Source organism: Kribbella sp. NPDC054772 (assembly GCF_053611945.1).
Genome location: NZ_JBSHBJ010000014.1, coordinates 144,422 through 162,446 on the forward strand (window position 1 = coordinate 144,422; position 18,025 = coordinate 162,446).

At 68.7% G+C, this 18,025-nt stretch carries 13 protein-coding genes; 7 read left to right on the forward strand and 6 right to left on the reverse strand.

Annotated elements, in window-relative coordinates:
• Positions 1-23 precede the first annotated feature (23 nt).
• From mtrB to hpf, 4 genes are all read left to right on the forward strand, one after another.
• Positions 24-1,781 (forward strand): MtrAB system histidine kinase MtrB, encoded by a 1,758-nt coding sequence (mtrB, locus tag ACWGID_RS22655; protein WP_452199501.1) that lies wholly within the window; start codon positions 24-26, stop codon positions 1,779-1,781.
• On the forward strand, positions 1,778-3,559 hold the full coding sequence (locus tag ACWGID_RS22660) for an LpqB family beta-propeller domain-containing protein (RefSeq protein ID WP_452199503.1): 1,782 nt from the start codon (positions 1,778-1,780) through the stop codon (positions 3,557-3,559). Before mtrB ends, ACWGID_RS22660 begins: the two co-directional genes overlap by 4 nt.
• Before the next feature lie 157 nt (positions 3,560-3,716).
• Complete coding sequence (locus tag ACWGID_RS22665; protein WP_452199505.1) at positions 3,717-4,298, forward strand: ComF family protein; 582 nt, start codon at positions 3,717-3,719, stop codon at positions 4,296-4,298.
• Positions 4,299-4,536: 238 nt separating this feature from the next.
• Positions 4,537-5,163 carry a ribosome hibernation-promoting factor, HPF/YfiA family gene (gene hpf, locus ACWGID_RS22670; protein ID WP_337759795.1) on the forward strand — a complete coding sequence of 209 codons (627 nt, stop codon included), beginning with the start codon at positions 4,537-4,539 and terminating at the stop codon, positions 5,161-5,163.
• Between the two features lie 64 nt (positions 5,164-5,227).
• On the opposite strand, the gene ACWGID_RS22675 is transcribed toward hpf, so the two are convergent.
• Entirely contained in the window at positions 5,228-6,040 is an 813-nt protein-coding gene (locus tag ACWGID_RS22675; protein WP_452199508.1) for a S1 family peptidase, read from the reverse strand.
• Positions 6,041-6,195: 155 nt separating this feature from the next.
• On the opposite strand from ACWGID_RS22675, the gene ACWGID_RS22680 reads away from it, so the two are divergent.
• The 3 genes from ACWGID_RS22680 (at position 6,196) to ACWGID_RS22690 (ending at position 12,804) form a co-directional block, all read left to right on the forward strand.
• A complete protein-coding gene (locus ACWGID_RS22680; protein WP_452199509.1) occupies positions 6,196-7,407 on the forward strand; it encodes a winged helix-turn-helix domain-containing protein in 1,212 nt (403 codons plus the stop codon).
• 184 nt (positions 7,408-7,591) lie between these two features.
• On the forward strand, positions 7,592-10,576 hold the full coding sequence (gene secA / locus ACWGID_RS22685; protein WP_452199511.1) for a preprotein translocase subunit SecA: 2,985 nt from the start codon (positions 7,592-7,594) through the stop codon (positions 10,574-10,576).
• Positions 10,577-11,871: 1,295 nt separating this feature from the next.
• Positions 11,872-12,804 (forward strand): NAD(P)H-dependent flavin oxidoreductase, encoded by a 933-nt coding sequence (locus tag ACWGID_RS22690; protein ID WP_452199513.1) that lies wholly within the window; start codon positions 11,872-11,874, stop codon positions 12,802-12,804.
• Here the strand turns inward: ACWGID_RS22690 and melA are convergent.
• Genes melA through ACWGID_RS22715 form a run of 5 tightly spaced genes read right to left on the reverse strand, consistent with a single transcriptional unit; the run spans position 12,768 to position 18,025 of the window.
• The gene (gene melA / locus ACWGID_RS22695; protein WP_452199514.1) at positions 12,768-14,063 is read right to left on the reverse strand and encodes an alpha-galactosidase; all 1,296 of its coding nucleotides are present in this window, start codon (positions 14,061-14,063) and stop codon (positions 12,768-12,770) included. The two genes, ACWGID_RS22690 and melA, sit on opposite strands and share 37 nt — an antisense overlap.
• Positions 14,060-14,986, reverse strand: coding sequence for a carbohydrate kinase family protein (locus ACWGID_RS22700; RefSeq protein ID WP_452199516.1), 927 nt, complete (start codon positions 14,984-14,986; stop codon positions 14,060-14,062). The genes melA and ACWGID_RS22700 overlap by 4 nt, the downstream gene beginning before the upstream one ends.
• Positions 14,987-14,988: 2 nt before the next feature.
• Entirely contained in the window at positions 14,989-15,807 is an 819-nt protein-coding gene (locus tag ACWGID_RS22705; protein WP_452199517.1) for a carbohydrate ABC transporter permease, read from the reverse strand.
• The gene (locus ACWGID_RS22710) at positions 15,804-16,757 is read right to left on the reverse strand and encodes a carbohydrate ABC transporter permease (RefSeq protein ID WP_452199519.1); all 954 of its coding nucleotides are present in this window, start codon (positions 16,755-16,757) and stop codon (positions 15,804-15,806) included. The genes ACWGID_RS22705 and ACWGID_RS22710 overlap by 4 nt, the downstream gene beginning before the upstream one ends.
• Entirely contained in the window at positions 16,727-18,025 is a 1,299-nt protein-coding gene (locus ACWGID_RS22715) for an ABC transporter substrate-binding protein (protein ID WP_452199521.1), read from the reverse strand. Before ACWGID_RS22715 ends, ACWGID_RS22710 begins: the two co-directional genes overlap by 31 nt.

Here is an 18,025-nt window from a genome sequence, read left to right on the forward strand (position 1 = left end):
CGCAGACGGCCCACCCGGAGCCGGTGGCCGATCCGGTCATCGTGGACCACACCGGCCAACCAGGTGGTCCGTCGGACGGGCAGCCGGCCCCGCCCGAGCAGGAGGGGGCCGAATCCCGCGGGACGGAGCTGGAGCTCACCGCCGCCGTGGCGGACTGGTCTGCCCAGCCGCAGCCGCTGTGGCGGACGCACCCGAAGCACTGGCCGGACATCTGGCGCCGCTCCATCCAGGCCCGGATCGTCACCGGCACCCTGTTGATGTCGACGCTGGTCCTGATCCTGGTCGGCTGGGTGATGATGAGCCAGGTCACCGACGGTGTCCTGGAATCACGGCGTACCAGCGCCCAGGCGGAGGTGCGCGCGCAGCTGGCGCAGCTGGCCAACACGATCGACGCCGCCAACCGCAGCGACATCAACCAGCAGCTGTCCGAGCTGGTGCTCGGTACCAACCGCCCGGGCCTGTACGACGTTCTGCTGGTCCCGACCGACCAGGCGGCGTCCAACGCCATCCGCTACACCGGTCTGGTCGACAGCGACTCGATCCCGCAGGCACTCGCGTCCTCGGTGATGAGCGACGACTCGAAGCTGTACGACACGTACACGAAGATCAACTACCGCGACGGCTCCGGCGCACCGGGGCTGGTGATCGGGTCGCAGATCCGCATCAACTCCACCGGCGACCGGTACGCGATCTACTTCCTCTTCCCGCTCACCGCGCAGCAGGAGACGCTCGACGTCGTCCAGCGTGCTCTGGTGACCGCGGGTCTGTTGCTGATCGTTCTGCTCGGTGCAGTGGCCTGGCTGGTCACCAGACAGGTCGTGACGCCGGTCCGGATGGCCCGGCGGATCGCTGAACGGCTGGCAGCCGGCAAGCTCGAGGAACGCATGCAGGTCCGCGGTACCGACGACCTGGCCCGGCTGGCCGTGTCCTTCAACAAGATGGCCAGCAACCTGCAGCGGCAGATCCGCCGGCTGGAGGAGCTGTCCCGGCTGCAGCGCCGGTTCGTCTCGGACGTGTCGCATGAGCTGCGGACGCCGCTGACCACGGTCCGGATGGCCGCCGACCTGCTGCACGAGAGCCGCGACCAGTTCGACCCGATGAGCCGCCGCTCGGTGGAGCTGCTGCAGAACGAACTCAACCGGTTCGAGGAGCTGCTCGCCGACCTGCTGGAGATCAGCAGGTTCGACGCCGGTGCGGCCGCGCTCGACCTGGAGGACGTCGACCTGCGCGACATCGTGACCCGCGTCCTGGAGAACCACGAGGCCCTGCTGAAGGCCAAGGGCTGTCCGGTCGAGCTGGACATGACGGCGCCGTGCCGGGCCAAGGTGGACTCGCGCCGGATCGAGCGGATCCTGCGCAACCTGATCGGCAACGCCATCGAGCACAGCGAGGGCCTGCCGATCCGGATCAGCACGGCGTACGACGAGGACGCGGCGGCCGTCGCGGTCCGTGACCACGGTGTCGGTTTCCGGGCCGAGGAGGCGGAGATGGTGTTCAGCCGGTTCTGGCGGGCCGACCCGGCCCGGGCCCGGACCACGGGTGGCACCGGCCTCGGTCTGTCGATCGCGCTGGAGGACGCCCGGCTGCACGGCGGCCGTCTGGACGCCTGGGGTTCACCAGGCGACGGTGCGTACTTCCGGCTGACGCTGCCGCGCCGTCCGGACGTGGCACTCACCGGCTCGCCGCTCCCGGCCCGCCCGGCGGACGCCCTCCGGATCGTCACGGAGCTCGTCGACGTCGGAGCGCCGTACCAGAAGCTGAACGGTGGTGACGAGCGGTGAGGCGCAAGCTGCGCGCGGTCCTGCCGCTGCTGGTCGTCGCCGCGCTGCTCGGCGGGTGCGCGACAGTACCGACCCAGGGCACCATCCGCAGTGGCGAGCGGCAAGGGCTGGCGCCGGACCTCGGTGGTGTCGGTGTCGAGGCCAAGCCGCCGCGGGCGAACGTCGACGAGATGGCCATCGTCAGCGGCTTCCTGGAGGCCATGTCGGACTCCCAGGCGTACGACGTCGCTCGGCAGTACATGACCCCGGAGGCGGCCGCGGCGTGGAAGCCGGAGCTGCAGACGGTCGTGTACGACCAGAGCCCCGAGTCGCTCACCAAGAAGGGCAACGGCATCCAGCTGAGCGCTCCGAGGATCGCCACCATCGGTGCGCGCGGCGAGTGGAACCCGGCGCCGGTGAACGCCCAGACCACCTTCTTGTTCAAGCTGAAGAAGATCGACGGCCAGTACCGCGTCGACTCGGTCCCGCCCGGTGCGTACCTCGGCAGCAACCAGGTCGACCTGAAGCTCGCCTCCCGGGACCTGTACTTCTTCAACCAGGCCCGAGAGCTCCTGGTGGCCGACCCGGTCTACCTGCCGCTGAACCTGTCACAGGGCCAGGCGGCGACCCAGCTCATCCAGGAGCTGCTGAAGGGCCCGACCAGCCGGCTGGGCAACGGCGTGTCCACTGTGGCACCGCCGGGTACCGAAGTGCAGGTGTCCGTCCCCGTCGACTTCGGCGTGGCCACCGTGGCGCTGAATGACGCCGCCGGTGGTCTCCGCGACCAGGACCGCCGCTTGCTGGCCGCACAGATCGTCTGGACGCTCAACCAGATCAATCTGCGCGCCAAGATCACCGTCGGTGGCGCTCCGCTGCTGCCGGACGACCCAGACGTGCTGCCGTTCGCCAACTTCGCCCAGTTCGACCCGCAGGTGCCGGGCGCGGCGCTGACCAAGCTGTTCGGCCTGCGGCGGAACAAACCGCAGCGCATCGTCGGCCTGGACGGGTCCTCGGACATCGCCGCCCAGCCGCTGACCAGCAGCAAGCTGTCGTCGTACGACGCCGAGTCGTTCGCGGTCAACCTGAGCGGCGCCTTCGGCGCGATCGTCACCACCACCAAGAACGGCGACCACGTCGTCATGTACGGGCGGCTTGACCCGTCCGGCGACAAGAACGACGACCTGGTGCCGATCAAGGTCGAGGGCAAGACCCTGCAGCCGAGCTTCGACAGCCAGGACAACCTGTGGATCCTGGATCGCGCCGACACCGACCACCCCCGGCTCCGCGTCCGCGGTCACGACGGGAAGCTCACCCCGGTGGCGGTCAACTTCAAGGGCGATGCCCCGGAGGAGCTCCGGATGGCGCCGGACGGCGTCCGGGCGCTGATCGTGATGAAGCCGAAGGCCGGCGACCAGAACACCGTGCAGATCGGCACCGTCCAGACCAGGGACGGCGGCAAGCAGCTGGTGCTCACCGAACTCCGGCAGCTGCAGCTCGCGCTGACCAACATCACCGACGCGGCCTGGAGCAAGGCCGGCATCCTCGTCGTCGGGGCGACGGCCAGCAGCCCGCGGCGTCAGACCTGGATGGTGAACACCGACGGCTCGAGTCTGCAGCTGCTGCCGGGGTCGACCCCCGATTTCACCGCGGAGCACGTGACGTCCAACCCGAACAAGGACACCCTGCCGGTGATCGAGGACGACAGCGGACGCATGCACTGGCTCAGCAAGGACCTGCTCTGGATGACGATGGACTCCGACGCCGGGTCCGCCCCGATCATCCCGACGTACCCCGGCTGACAGTTGTCCACAGGCGGGAGTTGCCCGCCGGCGACGACTCACCGATCGTGGTGGGGTGTGGGGTGGGTTCGCGGATCTGGTGCTGGGCGGGCGGTGCGCCGGCTGCGAGCGCCCCGGAGTGACTCTCTGTCATGGTTGCCGGGGGCTACTGACGCAGTTGACTCCGTTCCGTGCATGGCCGGACCCGGCGCCACCCGGGCTCGCGCCACCGACCGCCGCCGCGGCGTACGGCGGGGAGCTCCGCGAGCTGATCCTCGCGCACAAGGAGCATGCCCGGTACGCGCTCGCCAAACCGCTCGGTCACCTGCTCGCGACGGTCGCCCGGACGGCCCTCGGAGGGCGGCGGGCGGCGTGGCTGTGTCCGGTGCCGTCGCCTCGGGCAACAGTCCGGCAGCGCGGGCACGACCCGCTCCGGCGGATTACGAAGACAGCCGTCAGATCCCTGCGCAGACAGGGAATCGACGCGCGCGTGGCCGACGCGCTGCGGGTCGTCGGGCGTCCCGACGACCAGGCCGGGCTGTCCGCGGAACGCCGTACCGCCAACCTGGACGGGGCGTTCGGGCTGCGTTCGCGCTGGGCTGAAACGCTGAGCGATCAACCTGTCCTGCTGGTCGACGACGTGATCACCACCGGATCCACGCTCAGCGAGGCCTGCCGCGCCTTGGAAACCGGCGGAATCCGGGTCCTCGGCTGCGCCGTCCTGGCCGCGACCGCGCGACACGAGACGTCTGGTTCATGAGAACTTCTCTACCGGTTTTCGCCGAAGCCGACTAGCGTTGGCCTATGACACCCGCAGGGGCTTGTCGGGCAGTGGAGTGGTGCAGGACCGGATCAGCCGGCTTCCTGGCCACGGGGTCCGACCGGCTCGACCGCGGGTGTTCTCGTTTCGGGCGCCCCAATCGCAGTCAGCTCAGCGAGGACAGGAAGGACGGGGGCCCGGAGACGTAACAAGAAGTCGCCGATCGATGGAGGTTTCCGTGGACGTCGTTGTCAAGGGTCATCACTGCGAGGTCAGTGACCGCTTCCGGCAGTACGTCGAGGAAAAACTCGAGCGAATCGAGAAAGTCGATCATCGGGTACTGCGGTGCGAGGTGGAAGTCAGCCAGGAAAAGAACCCGCGACAGCACGATCGGGCGATGCGTGTCGAGCTCACCATGTACACCAAGGGTCCGGTGGTCCGCGCGGAGGCGTGCGGAGAGACCAAGCAGGCGGCGTTCGACGTCTGCCTGGACCGGCTCCGGTCCCAGGTCCGCAAGGCGGCCGACCGGCGCCGGGTGCACCGTGGTGAGCGAACGCCGGAAGGCCTGCGGCACGTGAACGCGAAGCAGCCGCTCAACGGCAACGCCCCTGTAGTGGAGGAACCAGTCGCCGAGGAAGAGGTGGCGACACACAAGTACGGATCTCTCACGGTCACCGGCGACGGACCGCTGGTGATGCGCGAGAAGACCCATACCGCCAAGCCGATGACCCTGGACCAGGCGCTCTACGAGCTCGAACTGGTCGGGCACGACTTCTACCTGTTCGTCGATGCCGACGAGAACCAGCCGAGCGTCGTCTACCGCCGTCGCGGCTACGACTACGGCGTGATCCGGCTGGCCGTCTAGACCGCGGGAGGAGCACGACGAAGGGGCCGGGCAATCGCCCGGCCCCTTCACTCTGCGGGGAGACTCAGCTGTCGATCTGCTTCTGCAGTTCGGCGGCGTACGTGGCGACCTGGGCATAGACGCCCGGGTTGCCGGCGTCCGCGCAGCCGACGCCCCAGGAGACGACGCCGAACAGGCGGCCGTTCAGGACCAGCGGGCCGCCGGAGTCGCCCTGGCAGGAGTCCTTGCCGCCTGCCTCGTAGCCGGCGCAGATCTCGCCGTCCGGGGTGTAGCCCTGGCTCGCGTAGGCCTTCGAGCAGTAGTCGTCACCGAGCACCGGTACGTCGACCTTCTGGAAGGTGTCCTCCGGTCCGGTGCCCTCCGTGGAGCCCCAGCCGTAGACGACGGATGCCGCGCCGGCCTTGTCCACGGCCTTGTCGGTCTCCAGCGCCAGCGTGTCCACACCCTCGAACGGCGTCGCCAGCGTCAACACGGCGACGTCGTGAGCGGGCGACTTCCCATACTCCGGGTCCACCCAGATGCTGCTGATCTTCGACGTCTTGCCGCCGGACTGGGTCAGGACGTCACGGCCCTGGATGGCGGTGTAGGTGGTCGCGGCCTCCTGAGCGCAATGCGCGGCGGTGACGATCTTGTTCGCCTTCACCAGCGTGGAGCCGCACCACTGGCCGCTCGGCGACGGTGAACCGCTGTTGTTCAGCGCGACGGCCCAGGGGGCGTCCGCGGTGTGGGCGACGGTGCCGCCGACGATGCGGTTGGTCGGGGCGCCGGGGTTCTGGGCGGCCGACGCGGTGCCGGCGACGGCCACCGCACCGAGGGTCGCCGCGGTCAGGACGCCGGCCGCGAGGGCAGCGCGGACCACATGCTTCATTCCTGTCATGCCTCACTCCATGGTGATAGGGGCCGCACGGGCGGACGGCCTGCTGGCAGGTTCCCTCGAACACCATCCGTAGCGCACCTCCCACTTTCGGTAACTCCCGAGTTATGCCCACGGCTCGGGCGGGGATTGTCGGTGCGGCCCGGCAGAATGCGCGCATGACCACAGAGGTGCTGTCCACGGCTCAGGCGCGCCGGGTCGCGCTGGCGGCGCAGGGGTTCATGGACCCGCGACCGAAAGGCGTCCCGGACGCACGGGCGCTGGCGCGGGTGCTCGGCCGGATCGGGCTGATCCAGATCGACTCGGTGAACGTGCTGAGCCGCACGCAGTACCTCCCGCTCTACTCGCGCCTCGGTCCGTATCCGCGCGACCTCCTCGACCGGGCTTCCGGGAAGGCCCCGCGTCGCCTGGTCGAGTACTGGGCGCACGAGGCGTCGCTGATCCCGGTCGAGACGCACCCGCTGATGCGCTGGCGGATGGCGCGCGCGACGACCGAGGCATGGGGCGGTCCGCGGTCGATCGCGAAGGAGCGGCCGGACCTGGTCAAGCAGGTGCTGAGCGACGTGCAGACCCACGGCCCGCTCACCGCCCGCGAGATCGACGACGACGTCGAGCGCTCGAAGGACAACTGGGGCTGGAACTGGTCCGACGTGAAACGCGCCCTCGAGTTCCTGTTCTTCGCGGGCGAGATCACGGTCGCGAGGCGCAACCAGCAGTTCGAGCGGCTGTACGACGTACCTGAGCGGGTGCTGCCGCGCGCGGTGGTCGAGACGCCGACCCCGTCCCTCGCCGAGGCGCACCGTGGACTGGTCTCGATCGCGGCACGGGCCCACGGGGTCGCGACGGCGCAGTGCCTGCGGGACTACTTCAGGACCGCGCCGGAGCCGACGCTGCAGGCGATCGCCGAGCTGGTGGACTCCGGCGAGCTGCTGCCGGTCCGGATCGACGGGTGGAAGCGCCCGGCGTACCTGCACCGCGACGCGCGGCTGCCGCGGCGGGTCAACGCCCGCGCCCTGGTCAGCCCGTTCGACTCGCTGGTCTTCGAGCGCACCCGGACCGAGGTCCTGTTCGACTTCCGGTACCGGATCGAGATCTACGTCCCGGCCGAGAAGCGCGTCCACGGTTATTACGTGCTTCCCTTTCTCCTCGGGGATAAGTTGGTCGCCCGAGTGGACCTGAAGGCCGACCGCGCCGGCGGCGTACTGCTGGTCCAGTCGGCACACGCCGAGCCGAAGGCTCCGGTGGAGACGCCCGAGGAGCTGGCCGCCGAGCTCGTCCAGTTGGCGGGGTGGCTCGGGCTGGACCAGGTCCGGGTGGCCGGTGGAGGTGATCTGTCGCCTGCGCTGAGTGACGCCTTGCGCGGTTTCTGAGACGAGGCCGGGAACTTTCCGGTTCGCTCGCGCGTGGGTCGGTTAGGGCCCGAGGCACGCTGCGGGCGTGGCTTGGCACACTCGGCCCCGTACGATGGGGGACGCACGCCTTCCCCCGGGGTCGGCCGTGCCATGCGGCGTCGCCCGCTTCCAGGCTTCAGCAGCAAGGAGAGAACTCCCCACCATGAAGGTTGTCGACAAGGTCCTGCGGATCGGCGAGGGCAAGATCCTCCGCCAGCTCCAGGGCATCGCGAAGATGGTCAACTCCATCGAGGACGACTTCTCCGCGATGTCCGACGAGGAGTTGCGCGGCCAGACCGCGGAGTTCAAGCAGCGGCACGAGAACGGGGAGACGCTCGACGCGCTGCTGCCGGAAGCGTTCGCGGTCGTCCGGGAGGCCGCCCAGCGGACCCTGCACCAGCGGCACTACGACGTACAGATCATGGGTGGCGCGGCGCTGCACCTGGGCAACATCGCCGAGATGAAGACCGGTGAGGGCAAGACGCTGGTCGGCACGCTGCCGACGTACCTGAACGCGCTGTCCGGCAAGGGCGTGCACGTCGTCACGGTGAACGACTACCTGGCGAAGTACCAGGCCGAGTGGATGGGCCGGGTGTACCACTTCCTCGGCCTCGACTACGGCGTGATCCTGCCGGAGATGTCGCCGGCCGAGCGCCGGGTCGCCTACGCCAAGGACATCACCTACGGCACCAACAACGAGTTCGGCTTCGACTACCTGCGCGACAACATGGCCGCCAGCATCGAGGACTGCGTCCAGCGCGAGCACAACTACGCGATCGTGGACGAGGTGGACTCGATCCTGGTCGACGAGGCCCGGACCCCGCTGATCATCTCCGGCCCCGCTGAGGACTCCCAGCGCTGGTACGTCGAGATGGCCCGGATCGCGAACGTGCTGAAGGCCTGGACGCTGGCCGACGAGGCGGAGCTGAAGCGGAAGAACCCGCGGGTCACCGACCTGGAGATCGACGACACCAAGCGCCGGGTCGCCGACTACGACGTCGACGAGAAGAAGCGCACCGTCGCGATCCTCGAGCGCGGCATCGAGAAGGTCGAGGACCGGCTCGGTATCGACAACCTGTACGAGTCGGCCAACACCCCGCTGATCAGCTACCTGAACAACGCGCTGAAGGCGAAGGACCTGTTCCACCGGGACAAGGACTACGTGGTGGTCGGCGGCCAGGGTCAGGAAGAGGTCCTGATCGTCGACGAGCACACCGGCCGGACGCTGCACGGCCGCCGGTACAACGAGGGTCTCCACCAGGCGATCGAGGCCAAGGAAGGCGTCGAGATCAAGGAGGAGTACCAGACCCTCGCGACGATCACGCTGCAGAACTACTTCCGCCTCTACAGCAAGCTGGCCGGCATGACCGGTACGGCGATGACCGAGGCGAACGAGTTCTCCAAGGTCTACAAGCTCGGCGTGGTGCCGATCCCGACCAACAAGCCGATGATCCGGGTCGAGGAGCGGGACCTGATCTACCGCACCGAGGACGCCAAGTTCGACGCGGTGGTCAAGGACATCGTTGAGGTGCACGCCAAGGGCCAGCCGATCCTGGTCGGTACGACGTCGGTCGAGAAGTCCGAGCGACTCTCCCGGCAGCTGCTCAAGGAGAACATCGAGCACGAGGTCCTGAACGCGAAGCAGCACGCGCGTGAGGCCGCGATCGTCGCCGAGGCCGGTCGCCGCGGAGCGGTCACAGTGGCCACCAACATGGCCGGTCGTGGTACCGACATCATCCTCGGCGGCAACCCCGAGTTCCTCGCCGACAAGGAGCTCCGCGCCCGCGGTATCGACCCGGCCGAGGACATCGAGCAGTACGAGTCGGAGTACCCGTCGCTGCTGGAGCAGTTCGAGAAGCAGGTCAAGGAAGAGCAGGAGGAGGTCCGCGAACTCGGCGGCCTCTACGTCCTCGGCACCGAGCGGCACGAGTCCCGCCGGATCGACAACCAGCTCCGCGGTCGCGCCGGCCGCCAGGGCGACCCGGGCAAGTCCCGGTTCTACCTGTCGCTCGAGGACGACCTGATGCGGCTGTTCAAGCGCGAGATGGTCGACTGGGCGATGTCGCGGAACAACGACGACACCCAGCCGCTGGAGAACAAGGTCGTCACCAAGGCGATCGCGTCCGCGCAGGGCCAGGTCGAGGCGCAGAACTTCGAGACCCGGAAGAACATCCTCAAGTACGACGACGTGATGAACCGTCAGCGCCACGTGGTGTACGACGAGCGTCGCCGCGTGCTCGAGGGCGCCGACCTGCGCGACCAGGTGCAGGACATGCTCGACGAGACCGTCACCGGGTACGTGCAGGGCGCGACCGCGGACGGGTTCGCCGAGGACTGGGACCTGGACGCGCTATTCGCCGCGATGAAGCTGCTGTACCAGACCGAGCTCACCGAGGACGAGCTGATCGAGGAGGCCGGCGGCGAGAAGGCCGGCCTGACCCAGGACTTCCTGGTCGAGCGGTTCCTCGAGGACGCGCACGCGGCGTACGAGCGTCGTGAAGAGCTGCTCGGCGAGGAGGCGATGCGCGAGCTGGAGCGGCGCGTCGTGCTCAGCGTGCTGGACCGCAAGTGGCGCGAGCACCTCTACGAGATGGACTACCTACGCGAGGGCATCGGCCTGCGCGCCATGGCGCAGCGCGACCCGCTGGTCGAGTACCAGCGCGAGGGCTACGACATGTTCGCCTCGATGATGGAGTCGATCAAGGAAGAGTCGATCAACTTCATCTTCAACGTCGAGGTCGACATCGAGGCGATGCGCGCCGAGATGGAGCTCGCCTCCGAGGCCGCGCTGGCCGACGAGGACAGCCTCGAAGGCCGGCGGATCCAGGACATCCTCACGCCGGGCGCACCGGTCGCGGAGTTCGAGGGCCGGAGCGAGGACGACGAGGAGCGCCCGCAGGACACCCCGCGGCCGCGGGACACGCCGAGGCTGCGCGCCAAGGGTCTGAGCAACGAGCCCCGGCAGCAGCGGCTGACCTACTCGGCGCCGACGATCGACGGCGACGACGAGGTCGCGACGCACCAGGAAGGCGCCGAAGCAGGCAGCCTGGAGTACGCCGGCACGCCGCGCAACGCCGCCTGCCCTTGTGGCAGCGGCAAGAAGTACAAGCGCTGCCACGGCGACCCCCAGTCAGACGTCTACAAGTAACCCATTCCCCCGAACGGCCGGCCCCGCAACCCCGGAGCCGGCCGTTCGCCGTTCCGGGGCGCCGCGGCGTACGCCGCCACTCGGGGGTTTGAACACTCCGCGGGGACTGCGCACAGGCAATAGCTTGTGCACAGTCCCCAGTGGGGGTCTGAGGCTCCGAGTATTGGCGCGAGGTTGGTTGGTGACGCCGGGTGCGTTGGGTTGGGTGTGCGTTGGCGCTGGTGGCGGGCGGCGCGGCGTACGCCGGCGCTTGGGGGTGTGAACACTCCGTGGTGACTGTGCACAGGCAATTGCTTGTGCACAGTCCGCGGTGGGGTCCAAGGTCCCGAGTATTGGCGCGAGGTTGGTTGGTGAGGCCTGGCGCGTTGGGTTGGTGTGCGTTGGCGAGCGTCGGGCGGCGCGGCGGTCGCCTGCACTCGGGGGTGCGCACACCCGGTGGGGACTGTGGATAGGCAATTGCTTGTGCACGGTCCCCGGTAGGGGGCCAAGGCCCCGAGCATGGTGCGGCGCTGCGCGCTGCGGTCGGCGTAACTCGGCCGCATTGGCGGCATTGAGTGGCCTGTTCGCCCTGCCTTTCCCCGGCGGCGTACCCGAAGTGTCGGGTCGCTCGGCGCAGGCGTCGCGCCGTTCCGCGGCAGGCGTGGTTTGGTACGCCGGCGCGCGGGGGTGTGAACACCCGGTGGGGACACCGCACAGGCAATAGCTTGTGCACGGTCCCCGGTGGGGGTCTGAGGCCCCGACTTTGGCGCGGGCTTGGTTGGTGACGCCGGGCGCGTTGGGTTGGGTCTACGCACCCAAGTCCAGGACCACCTGGTCAAGGTCTTGGCGTTGGCGCTGGTGGCGGGCGGCGCGGCGTACGCCGGCACTCGGGGGCGTGAACATGCGGCGGGGACCGCAGATAGGCAATTGCTTGTGCACAGTCCCCGGTGGGGGTCCAAGGCCCCGAGTCTGGTGCGGGGTTGGTTGGTGGCGCCTGGCGCGTTGGGTTTGTGGGTGGATCGGCCGGCGGGCAGCGCGGCGTACGCCGGCACTCGGGGGTGTGCACACTCGGTGGGGACTATGGATAGGCAATTGCTTGTGCACAGTCCCCGGTGGGGGTCCAAGGCCCCGACTATGGCGCGGGGCGGGTTGGTGACGCGTGGCGCATTGGGTTGGTGTGCGTTGGCGGCGGGCGGCGCGGCGTACGCCAGCACTCGGGGGTCCTCGGTGTGGGGGCAGGGGTGGTGGGGCTGGTGTTGGTTTGAGGGTGGGGGTGTGGTGGGCTGGGGGGTATGTGGTTGAGGGAGCGGTTTGGGGTGAGCGTTCCGGTGGTGGGGGCGCCGATGGCCAATGTCAGTGGGGGGAGGTTGACGGCGGCGATCTCGGCTGGTGGTGGGTTGGGGATGCTGGGGGCCGGGTCGGCGGTGAGTGCGGACTGGATTCGTACCGAGGGAGCGATCGCGGCGGCGGGTGGGAAGCCGTACGGGATCGGGTTGATGGCCTGGTCGGTCGAGGAGCATCCGGAGCACTTGGAAGCGATCCTCGAGCTGAAGCCGGCGCTCGTTTCGCTCAGCTTCGGTGACTACAAGCCGTACGTCGCCCCGCTGCAGGAGGCGGGCATCGTCGTCGCGACGCAAGCCGGAACGGTCGCGGACGCGCGTGCGGCTGTGGACGCCGGCGTGGACGCGATCGTCGCGCGCGGCGCCGAGGCGGGTGGGCACGGCCGGAACGCGGTCGCGACGCTGCCGTTGCTGCAGGCGATTCTGGACCTGACCGATCTGCCGGTGCTCGCCGGTGGCGGGATCTCCGGGCCGCGCGGGCTCGCCGCCGTGCTCGCGGCAGGAGCGGCGGGCGGCTGGATCGGTACGGCGTTCCTGACCTGCGTCGAGGCGTTGACGAAGGAACCGGCACGGCAGCGGATCATCGAGGCCGACGAGACCGACACCGTCTACGGCACGGTGTTCGACGCCGCGTCGCGCGCCGGGTGGCCGGACGAGTTCGGCGGCCGCGCGTTGCGGAACGCGTACTTCGACACCTGGGAAGGCCGCGAGCAGCAGCTGAAATCCGACGACGCCGGCCACGCGGAGTACGTCGACGGCTCGACGGCCGCGGACCCGGCCCGCGCGTCGATCTACGCGGGCCAAGGCGTCGGCGCACTGACGGGCGAGCCGACCGCGGCCGCGGTGCTGTCCGAGTTCGCGACGTACCGGACCTATCTGAGCGCTGCCCTCAACGACGGGTCCAAATAGTTGCGGTGAGCAATCACCAGGTCGTTGCACAGCTCCCAGATCTGCTCGACCGGTAGCGCTGCCGCGGTCGCCGGGTCGACCATCACGGCCTGCCGCAGCGCTCGTGGGTCCTCGTCGACGGCGGCCTGGACGGCGAGTTCGGCGACGTTCAGGTACGAGCGGTTCAGGGCCGCGCACTGCGCCGGAAGGGCCCCGATCGACGTCGGCTGCACCCCCGAAGCGTCAACCAGACAAGGGACTTCGACGACCGCGCCGGGCTGTAGGTTGCTGATCAGACCGGTGTTCGGCACGTTGCCGTAGACCGTCCGCGGCGTGCCGGTGACGATGCTGTGGATGATCTGCGGGGCGTACTCCATCGTCGGTTCGACCACCACGGGTTCGCCGGACTTCAGCGCGTTGCGGGTCCGCTCGTACGACGCGAGGTTGTCCGCGACGATCTCGAGGTACGCGCCGATCGGCAACCGCAGCCGCTCGACCTCGCTCGCGTGCCCGAGGTACCACGGCACGTACTCCGACGAATGCTCGCTCGTTTCGGTCGGGTAGAACCCGAGTCTCCGGTACATGTCCACCCGGACCCGTCGCAGCAGCTCCGGATCCGCTGCGATCGCCGCGTCCAACCGGTCGTACAGGTTCTCCCCGGCGCGCTCGAACCGCAGTACCCACGACTGGTGGTTCACGCCGGCGGCCAGGTACGTGACGTCGTCATACGGTACGTCGACCAGCTCGGACAGCCCCTGCATCGTCCAGTAGACCGAGTGGCAGAGACCGACGACGTTCCGGACGCCGAGGGCCTTGAGGTACCAGACGTTCATCACCATCGGGTTCGTGTAGTTGAGCAACCACGCGTCCGGGCAGACGTCGGCGATGTCCTGCGCGAGCCCGCGCAGTACCGGAAAGGTGCGGAGCGCGCGGAACACCCCGCCGACGCCGAGTGTGTCGCCGATCGTCTGCCGGATCCCGTAGCGGGCGGGGATCTCGAAGTCGGCGCGGGTCGCCGCGTTCATCCCGACCTGGACGATGTTGATCACGAAGTCGGCGTCGGCGAGCGCCGCGCGCCGGTCGAGCTGCGCGGTGATCTGCGGCGTCACGCCGTGTTCGCGGGCGATGTACGCCGCGGCGGCCGCGGCAGTGTCGAGTCGTTCGGGATCGATATCGTGCAGCGCGATGTGCAGCGGGCCGAGGGCAAGGCTGAAAAGGTCGGCGAGCAGACCCTGCGTGAAGACCACGCTGCCGGCGCCGATGAAGACGATCTTGGTCATGACGTCACGCTCTCTGTCACTTGGTCCCAGTCGGGTTGGGCCGCGGTACCGCCGGCGGCGCGGGTGGACAGCGATCCGCAGGCCGCGGCGATGGCGAGGGCCCGCTCGGTGCGGGACCCATCGAGTACGGCGGCCACCCAGCCGGCGTCGAAACTGTCGCCCGCCCCGACGGAGTCGACGGTGTCCATCTTCAGCGCCGGCGTGGTGAACACCTTGGATCCGTTGTGGGCGAGGGCGCCGTCCGACCCGTTCTTCACCACGACCAAAGGGCCGCGGCGGGCCAGGATGCCGGCCGCGTCCTCGACCGAGGGGTGACCGGTCAGCGCGAGGGCTTCGGCCGCGTTGGGGAGGAAGTAGTCGGTGACCCGCAGGATCGGGTCGAGGACCGTCCGGTCCCAGCGGCCGGTCGGGTCGTCGTTCGGATCCAGCGAGGTGGTGGCCTTGGCCGCTTTCGCTTCCTTGAAGAGGCTTGCCAGTCCGGCCGCCAGCGACGGCAGGAGGTAGAACGACGCGGCGTGCACGTGGCGTACCGACCTGAGCAGGTCTCGCGGTACGTCGTCGGCCGAGGTGCTCGGGAGGCAGCCGGGGGAGGTGAGGATCGCGCGGTCGTCGCCCGAGGTGAGGATGGTGGTGAGCGGGGTCGGCAGCGCGTCGTCGACGACGAGGGCGTCGACGTTCACGCCGCGGTCGGCCAGCGCCGTACGGACGAAGTCGCCGGCCGCGTCGGCACCCACGCGGCCCGCGAAGGCGACGCGCAGCCCGAGACGCGCCGCGCCGCAGGCCATGATCGACGCCGAGCCGCCGAGTACCAGGGAGCCGCTGGGAACCAGGCGTTCCCGTTGGCCGAACAGGATCGGCTGATCGACGGGCCCGACGACCACGTCGGGGTTCGCATCGCCGATCACCAGCAGGTCGTAAGTCATTCTCAGCCTTTGAGTCCGGTGGAGGCCAGGGAGCGGATGAACGCCTTCTGGGCCAGGAGGAACCCCAGCAGGACCGGCAACACGGTGATGACGTTTCCGGCCATCACGGCGGACCACTGCGTGTGGTGCTGCCCTTGGAACGTGGTCAGTCCGAGCTGAAGGGTGTAGGTGGAGTCGGTGTTGATCGCGAACAACGGCCAGGTCAGGTCGTTCCAGGTCGCGAGGAACGTCAGTACGGCGACTGTGCTCAGCGCCGGCCGTGCGAGCGGGAGCACGATCGAGACGAGGATGCGCAGCCGGCCGCAGCCGTCGATCCAGGCGGCCTCCTCGAGCTCCCGCGGCAAGGAAACGAAGAATTGCCGGAACAGGAAAACGGAAAGCGGCGTCACCAGGGACGGAACGATCAGGGCGCCGAGGGTGTCGATCAGCCCGAGCTGCTTCATCACCAGGAACGTCGGGATCATCGTCAGCTGGAACGGGATCACCATCGTCGCCAGCATCAGCCCGAGCACGATCTTCGAGCCGGCGAACCGGATTCGCGCGAACGCGTACCCGCCGAGCGATCCGAGCACCAGGTTGGCGGTCACGGCAATCGCGGAAACGATGAAGGAATTCAGGAACCATCGCGGAAACAAAGCGTTCCCGAGCACGTACCGGTAACCGTCCAGCTTGATCCCGTGCGGAATCAGGGCCGGCGGAAAACGGTTGATTTCCGCGTTGCTCATCACCGAACTGACCAGCAACCAGACCAGCGGCAACGCGAACAGCAACGCCAGCGGCGCGAGGACGAAATGCCAAGCACTGAACGGAAAACGCTTCATCGCGCCACCTTCCGCCGGTAGATCTGCAAGGCCACACCGACCACCAGCAACGCGACCGCCAGCGTGTACGCCGCCGCGGCGCTGTAGCCGGCGGTGAAGGTCTTGAACGCCTTCTCCCAGATGAAGTAGACGATCACCGTCGTCGACCCGAGCGGCCCGCCCTTCGTGGTCACGAAGACCAGGTCGAACACCTGCAACGCATTGATGGTCTGGAACAGCAGCAGGAAGATCGTCACCGGCGTCAGCGCGGGCAGCGTGACGTGCCGCAGTACGCCCCACCGGCCGGCGCCGTCGATCCGGGCCGCCTCGACGAGCTCGCTCGACACGCCTTGCAGACCGGCCAGGTAGACGATCACGCAGAAACCCGTTCCGCTCCACAGCGAGATGGCGACGAGCAGGTACAGCGCCTGGCCGGGGTCGCTGAAGAACCCCTGCGCGGGCAGGCCGAACTTGTGCAGTACCGAGTTCGCGACACCGAATTCCGGATCGAGAACGAACGAGAACAGCACGCCCTGCGCCGCCGCCGACACCACGAACGGTACGAACACCAGCGTCCGGTACAGGCCGATGAACGCGATCTTGCGGTCCAGAGCGATCGCGATCGCTAACCCAGCGATGACGCTCAACGGCACATAGAGCACGGTGTAGATCAGCGTGTGCGAGACCGCCGACCCGAAGGCCGGATCCTTCAGCAACGCCTGGTAGTTCGCCAGCCCGACCCACTCGCTCGGCGACACCAGATCGTTGACCTGGAACGACAACAACAACGACCACAGCACCGGTACGACGCTCAACCCGAGGATGATCACCACGGACGGGCTGACGAACGCCCACCCGGTCGCGCCCTCGCTCCGGGCTCGCCGCTTCGCCGCCGCCCGGCTCCGCTGGTCGACCGTGAACGTACCGACCACGCTGGCCATCAGCTCGGCACCGCCAGTACCTGGTTGCACTGGTCGACGGCCTGCTTCAACGCATCCTTCGGGCTCTGCTTCCCCAGCAGTACGGCGGCGATCGCCTCACCGACATGCTGCGAGATCTGCGGGTACGTCGGAATCGTCGGCCGCACCTTCGCTGTGTCGAGCGCCTTCACGAACACTTCCAGCCCGTTGGTCGCGGCGGCGTGCTGCTTCCACGCCGGCAGGTCAGCGGTGGCCTTGGTGATCGGCAGGCTGCCGCCCTTCATGTCCCACTGCAGGTCCTGCTCCGGCTCGGCTAACCAACTGACGAACTCGGTGGCCGCTTTCACCTTCGCCTTGCCGTTGTCGAAGATCGTCCAGGTGTCCGGACCCGAGATCGTTACCGGTTTCCCGGAGTACGACGGCAGCGGCGCGACGCCGTACTCGACACCGTTTTCCTTGAGTTCCGGGAGTTGCCAGGGGCCGGTCGCGACCATGCCCATCCGGCCGCCGAGGAAGACCTGGTAGAGCTGCTCGCTCCCCGGTTTCGGGTCGACGTACAGCGACTTGTCGGTGCGCAGTTTGTCGAGTGTTCCAAGGGCCTGCTCGCCTACGGAATCGAATCCGACCTTCTTTCCGTCGCCGTTCACGACGTCGCCGCCGAGGTCCCAGATCATCGGCCAGATCCGCCAGACCGTGTCCTCGTCTCCGACGCCGGGCCAGCCGGTGCCGAAGACTCCCTTGGCCGGGTTGGTCAGCTGTTTGGCGGCGGCCACGAAGTCGTCCCAGGTCCAGCCGGCCTTCGGTGCGGGGACGCCGGCCGCGGCGAACAGTTTCTTGTTGTAGACCACGCAGAGCGAGTCGAGCAGGGCCGGTGCGGCGCGGACCTTGCCCTTCACGCTGACGGCGTCCTTCGCGGCCGGCCAGTAGTCGTCGATCTTGAGCCCGCCGGTCAGGTCGGCGACCTTGGGGCTCTTGGTCAGGCTGGCGAGATCCGACCCGAAGATGTACGCGATGTCCGGGTAGGACCCCGCCGCCAGACCCGCGGTGACCTTCTGCAGCATGCTGTCCGCGGTCACCCCGCCACCGCCGCCGACCACCTTGATCTTCGGGTGACTCTTGTTGAACGCGGCGATCAGGCTGTCGACCGCGGCCTTGCCGAGATCGACCTGGCCGTGCCAGAGATCGAGCGTGACCACGCCGTTGGCGTCGGCCCCCGTGTCGTCGTTCTTGCCGCAGGCACCGAGCGTGCCGACGGCGGCCGCGGCGGCTGCGGCGCGCAGGATGTCGCGGCGGGACAGGTTGCGAGCATGCTGAGACAT

Coding starts and splice junctions, on each gene's coding strand:
- ACWGID_RS22675 (WP_452199508.1), bottom strand. CDS start 6,040: ATGACAGGAATGAAGCATGTGGTCCGCGCTGCCCTCGCGGCCGGCGTC.
- ACWGID_RS22680 (WP_452199509.1), top strand. CDS start 6,196: ATGACCACAGAGGTGCTGTCCACGGCTCAGGCGCGCCGGGTCGCGCTG.
- secA (WP_452199511.1), top strand. CDS start 7,592: ATGAAGGTTGTCGACAAGGTCCTGCGGATCGGCGAGGGCAAGATCCTC.
- melA (WP_452199514.1), bottom strand. CDS start 14,063: ATGACCAAGATCGTCTTCATCGGCGCCGGCAGCGTGGTCTTCACGCAG.
- ACWGID_RS22700 (WP_452199516.1), bottom strand. CDS start 14,986: ATGACTTACGACCTGCTGGTGATCGGCGATGCGAACCCCGACGTGGTC.
- ACWGID_RS22705 (WP_452199517.1), bottom strand. CDS start 15,807: ATGAAGCGTTTTCCGTTCAGTGCTTGGCATTTCGTCCTCGCGCCGCTG.
- ACWGID_RS22715 (WP_452199521.1), bottom strand. CDS start 18,025: ATGTCTCAGCATGCTCGCAACCTGTCCCGCCGCGACATCCTGCGCGCC.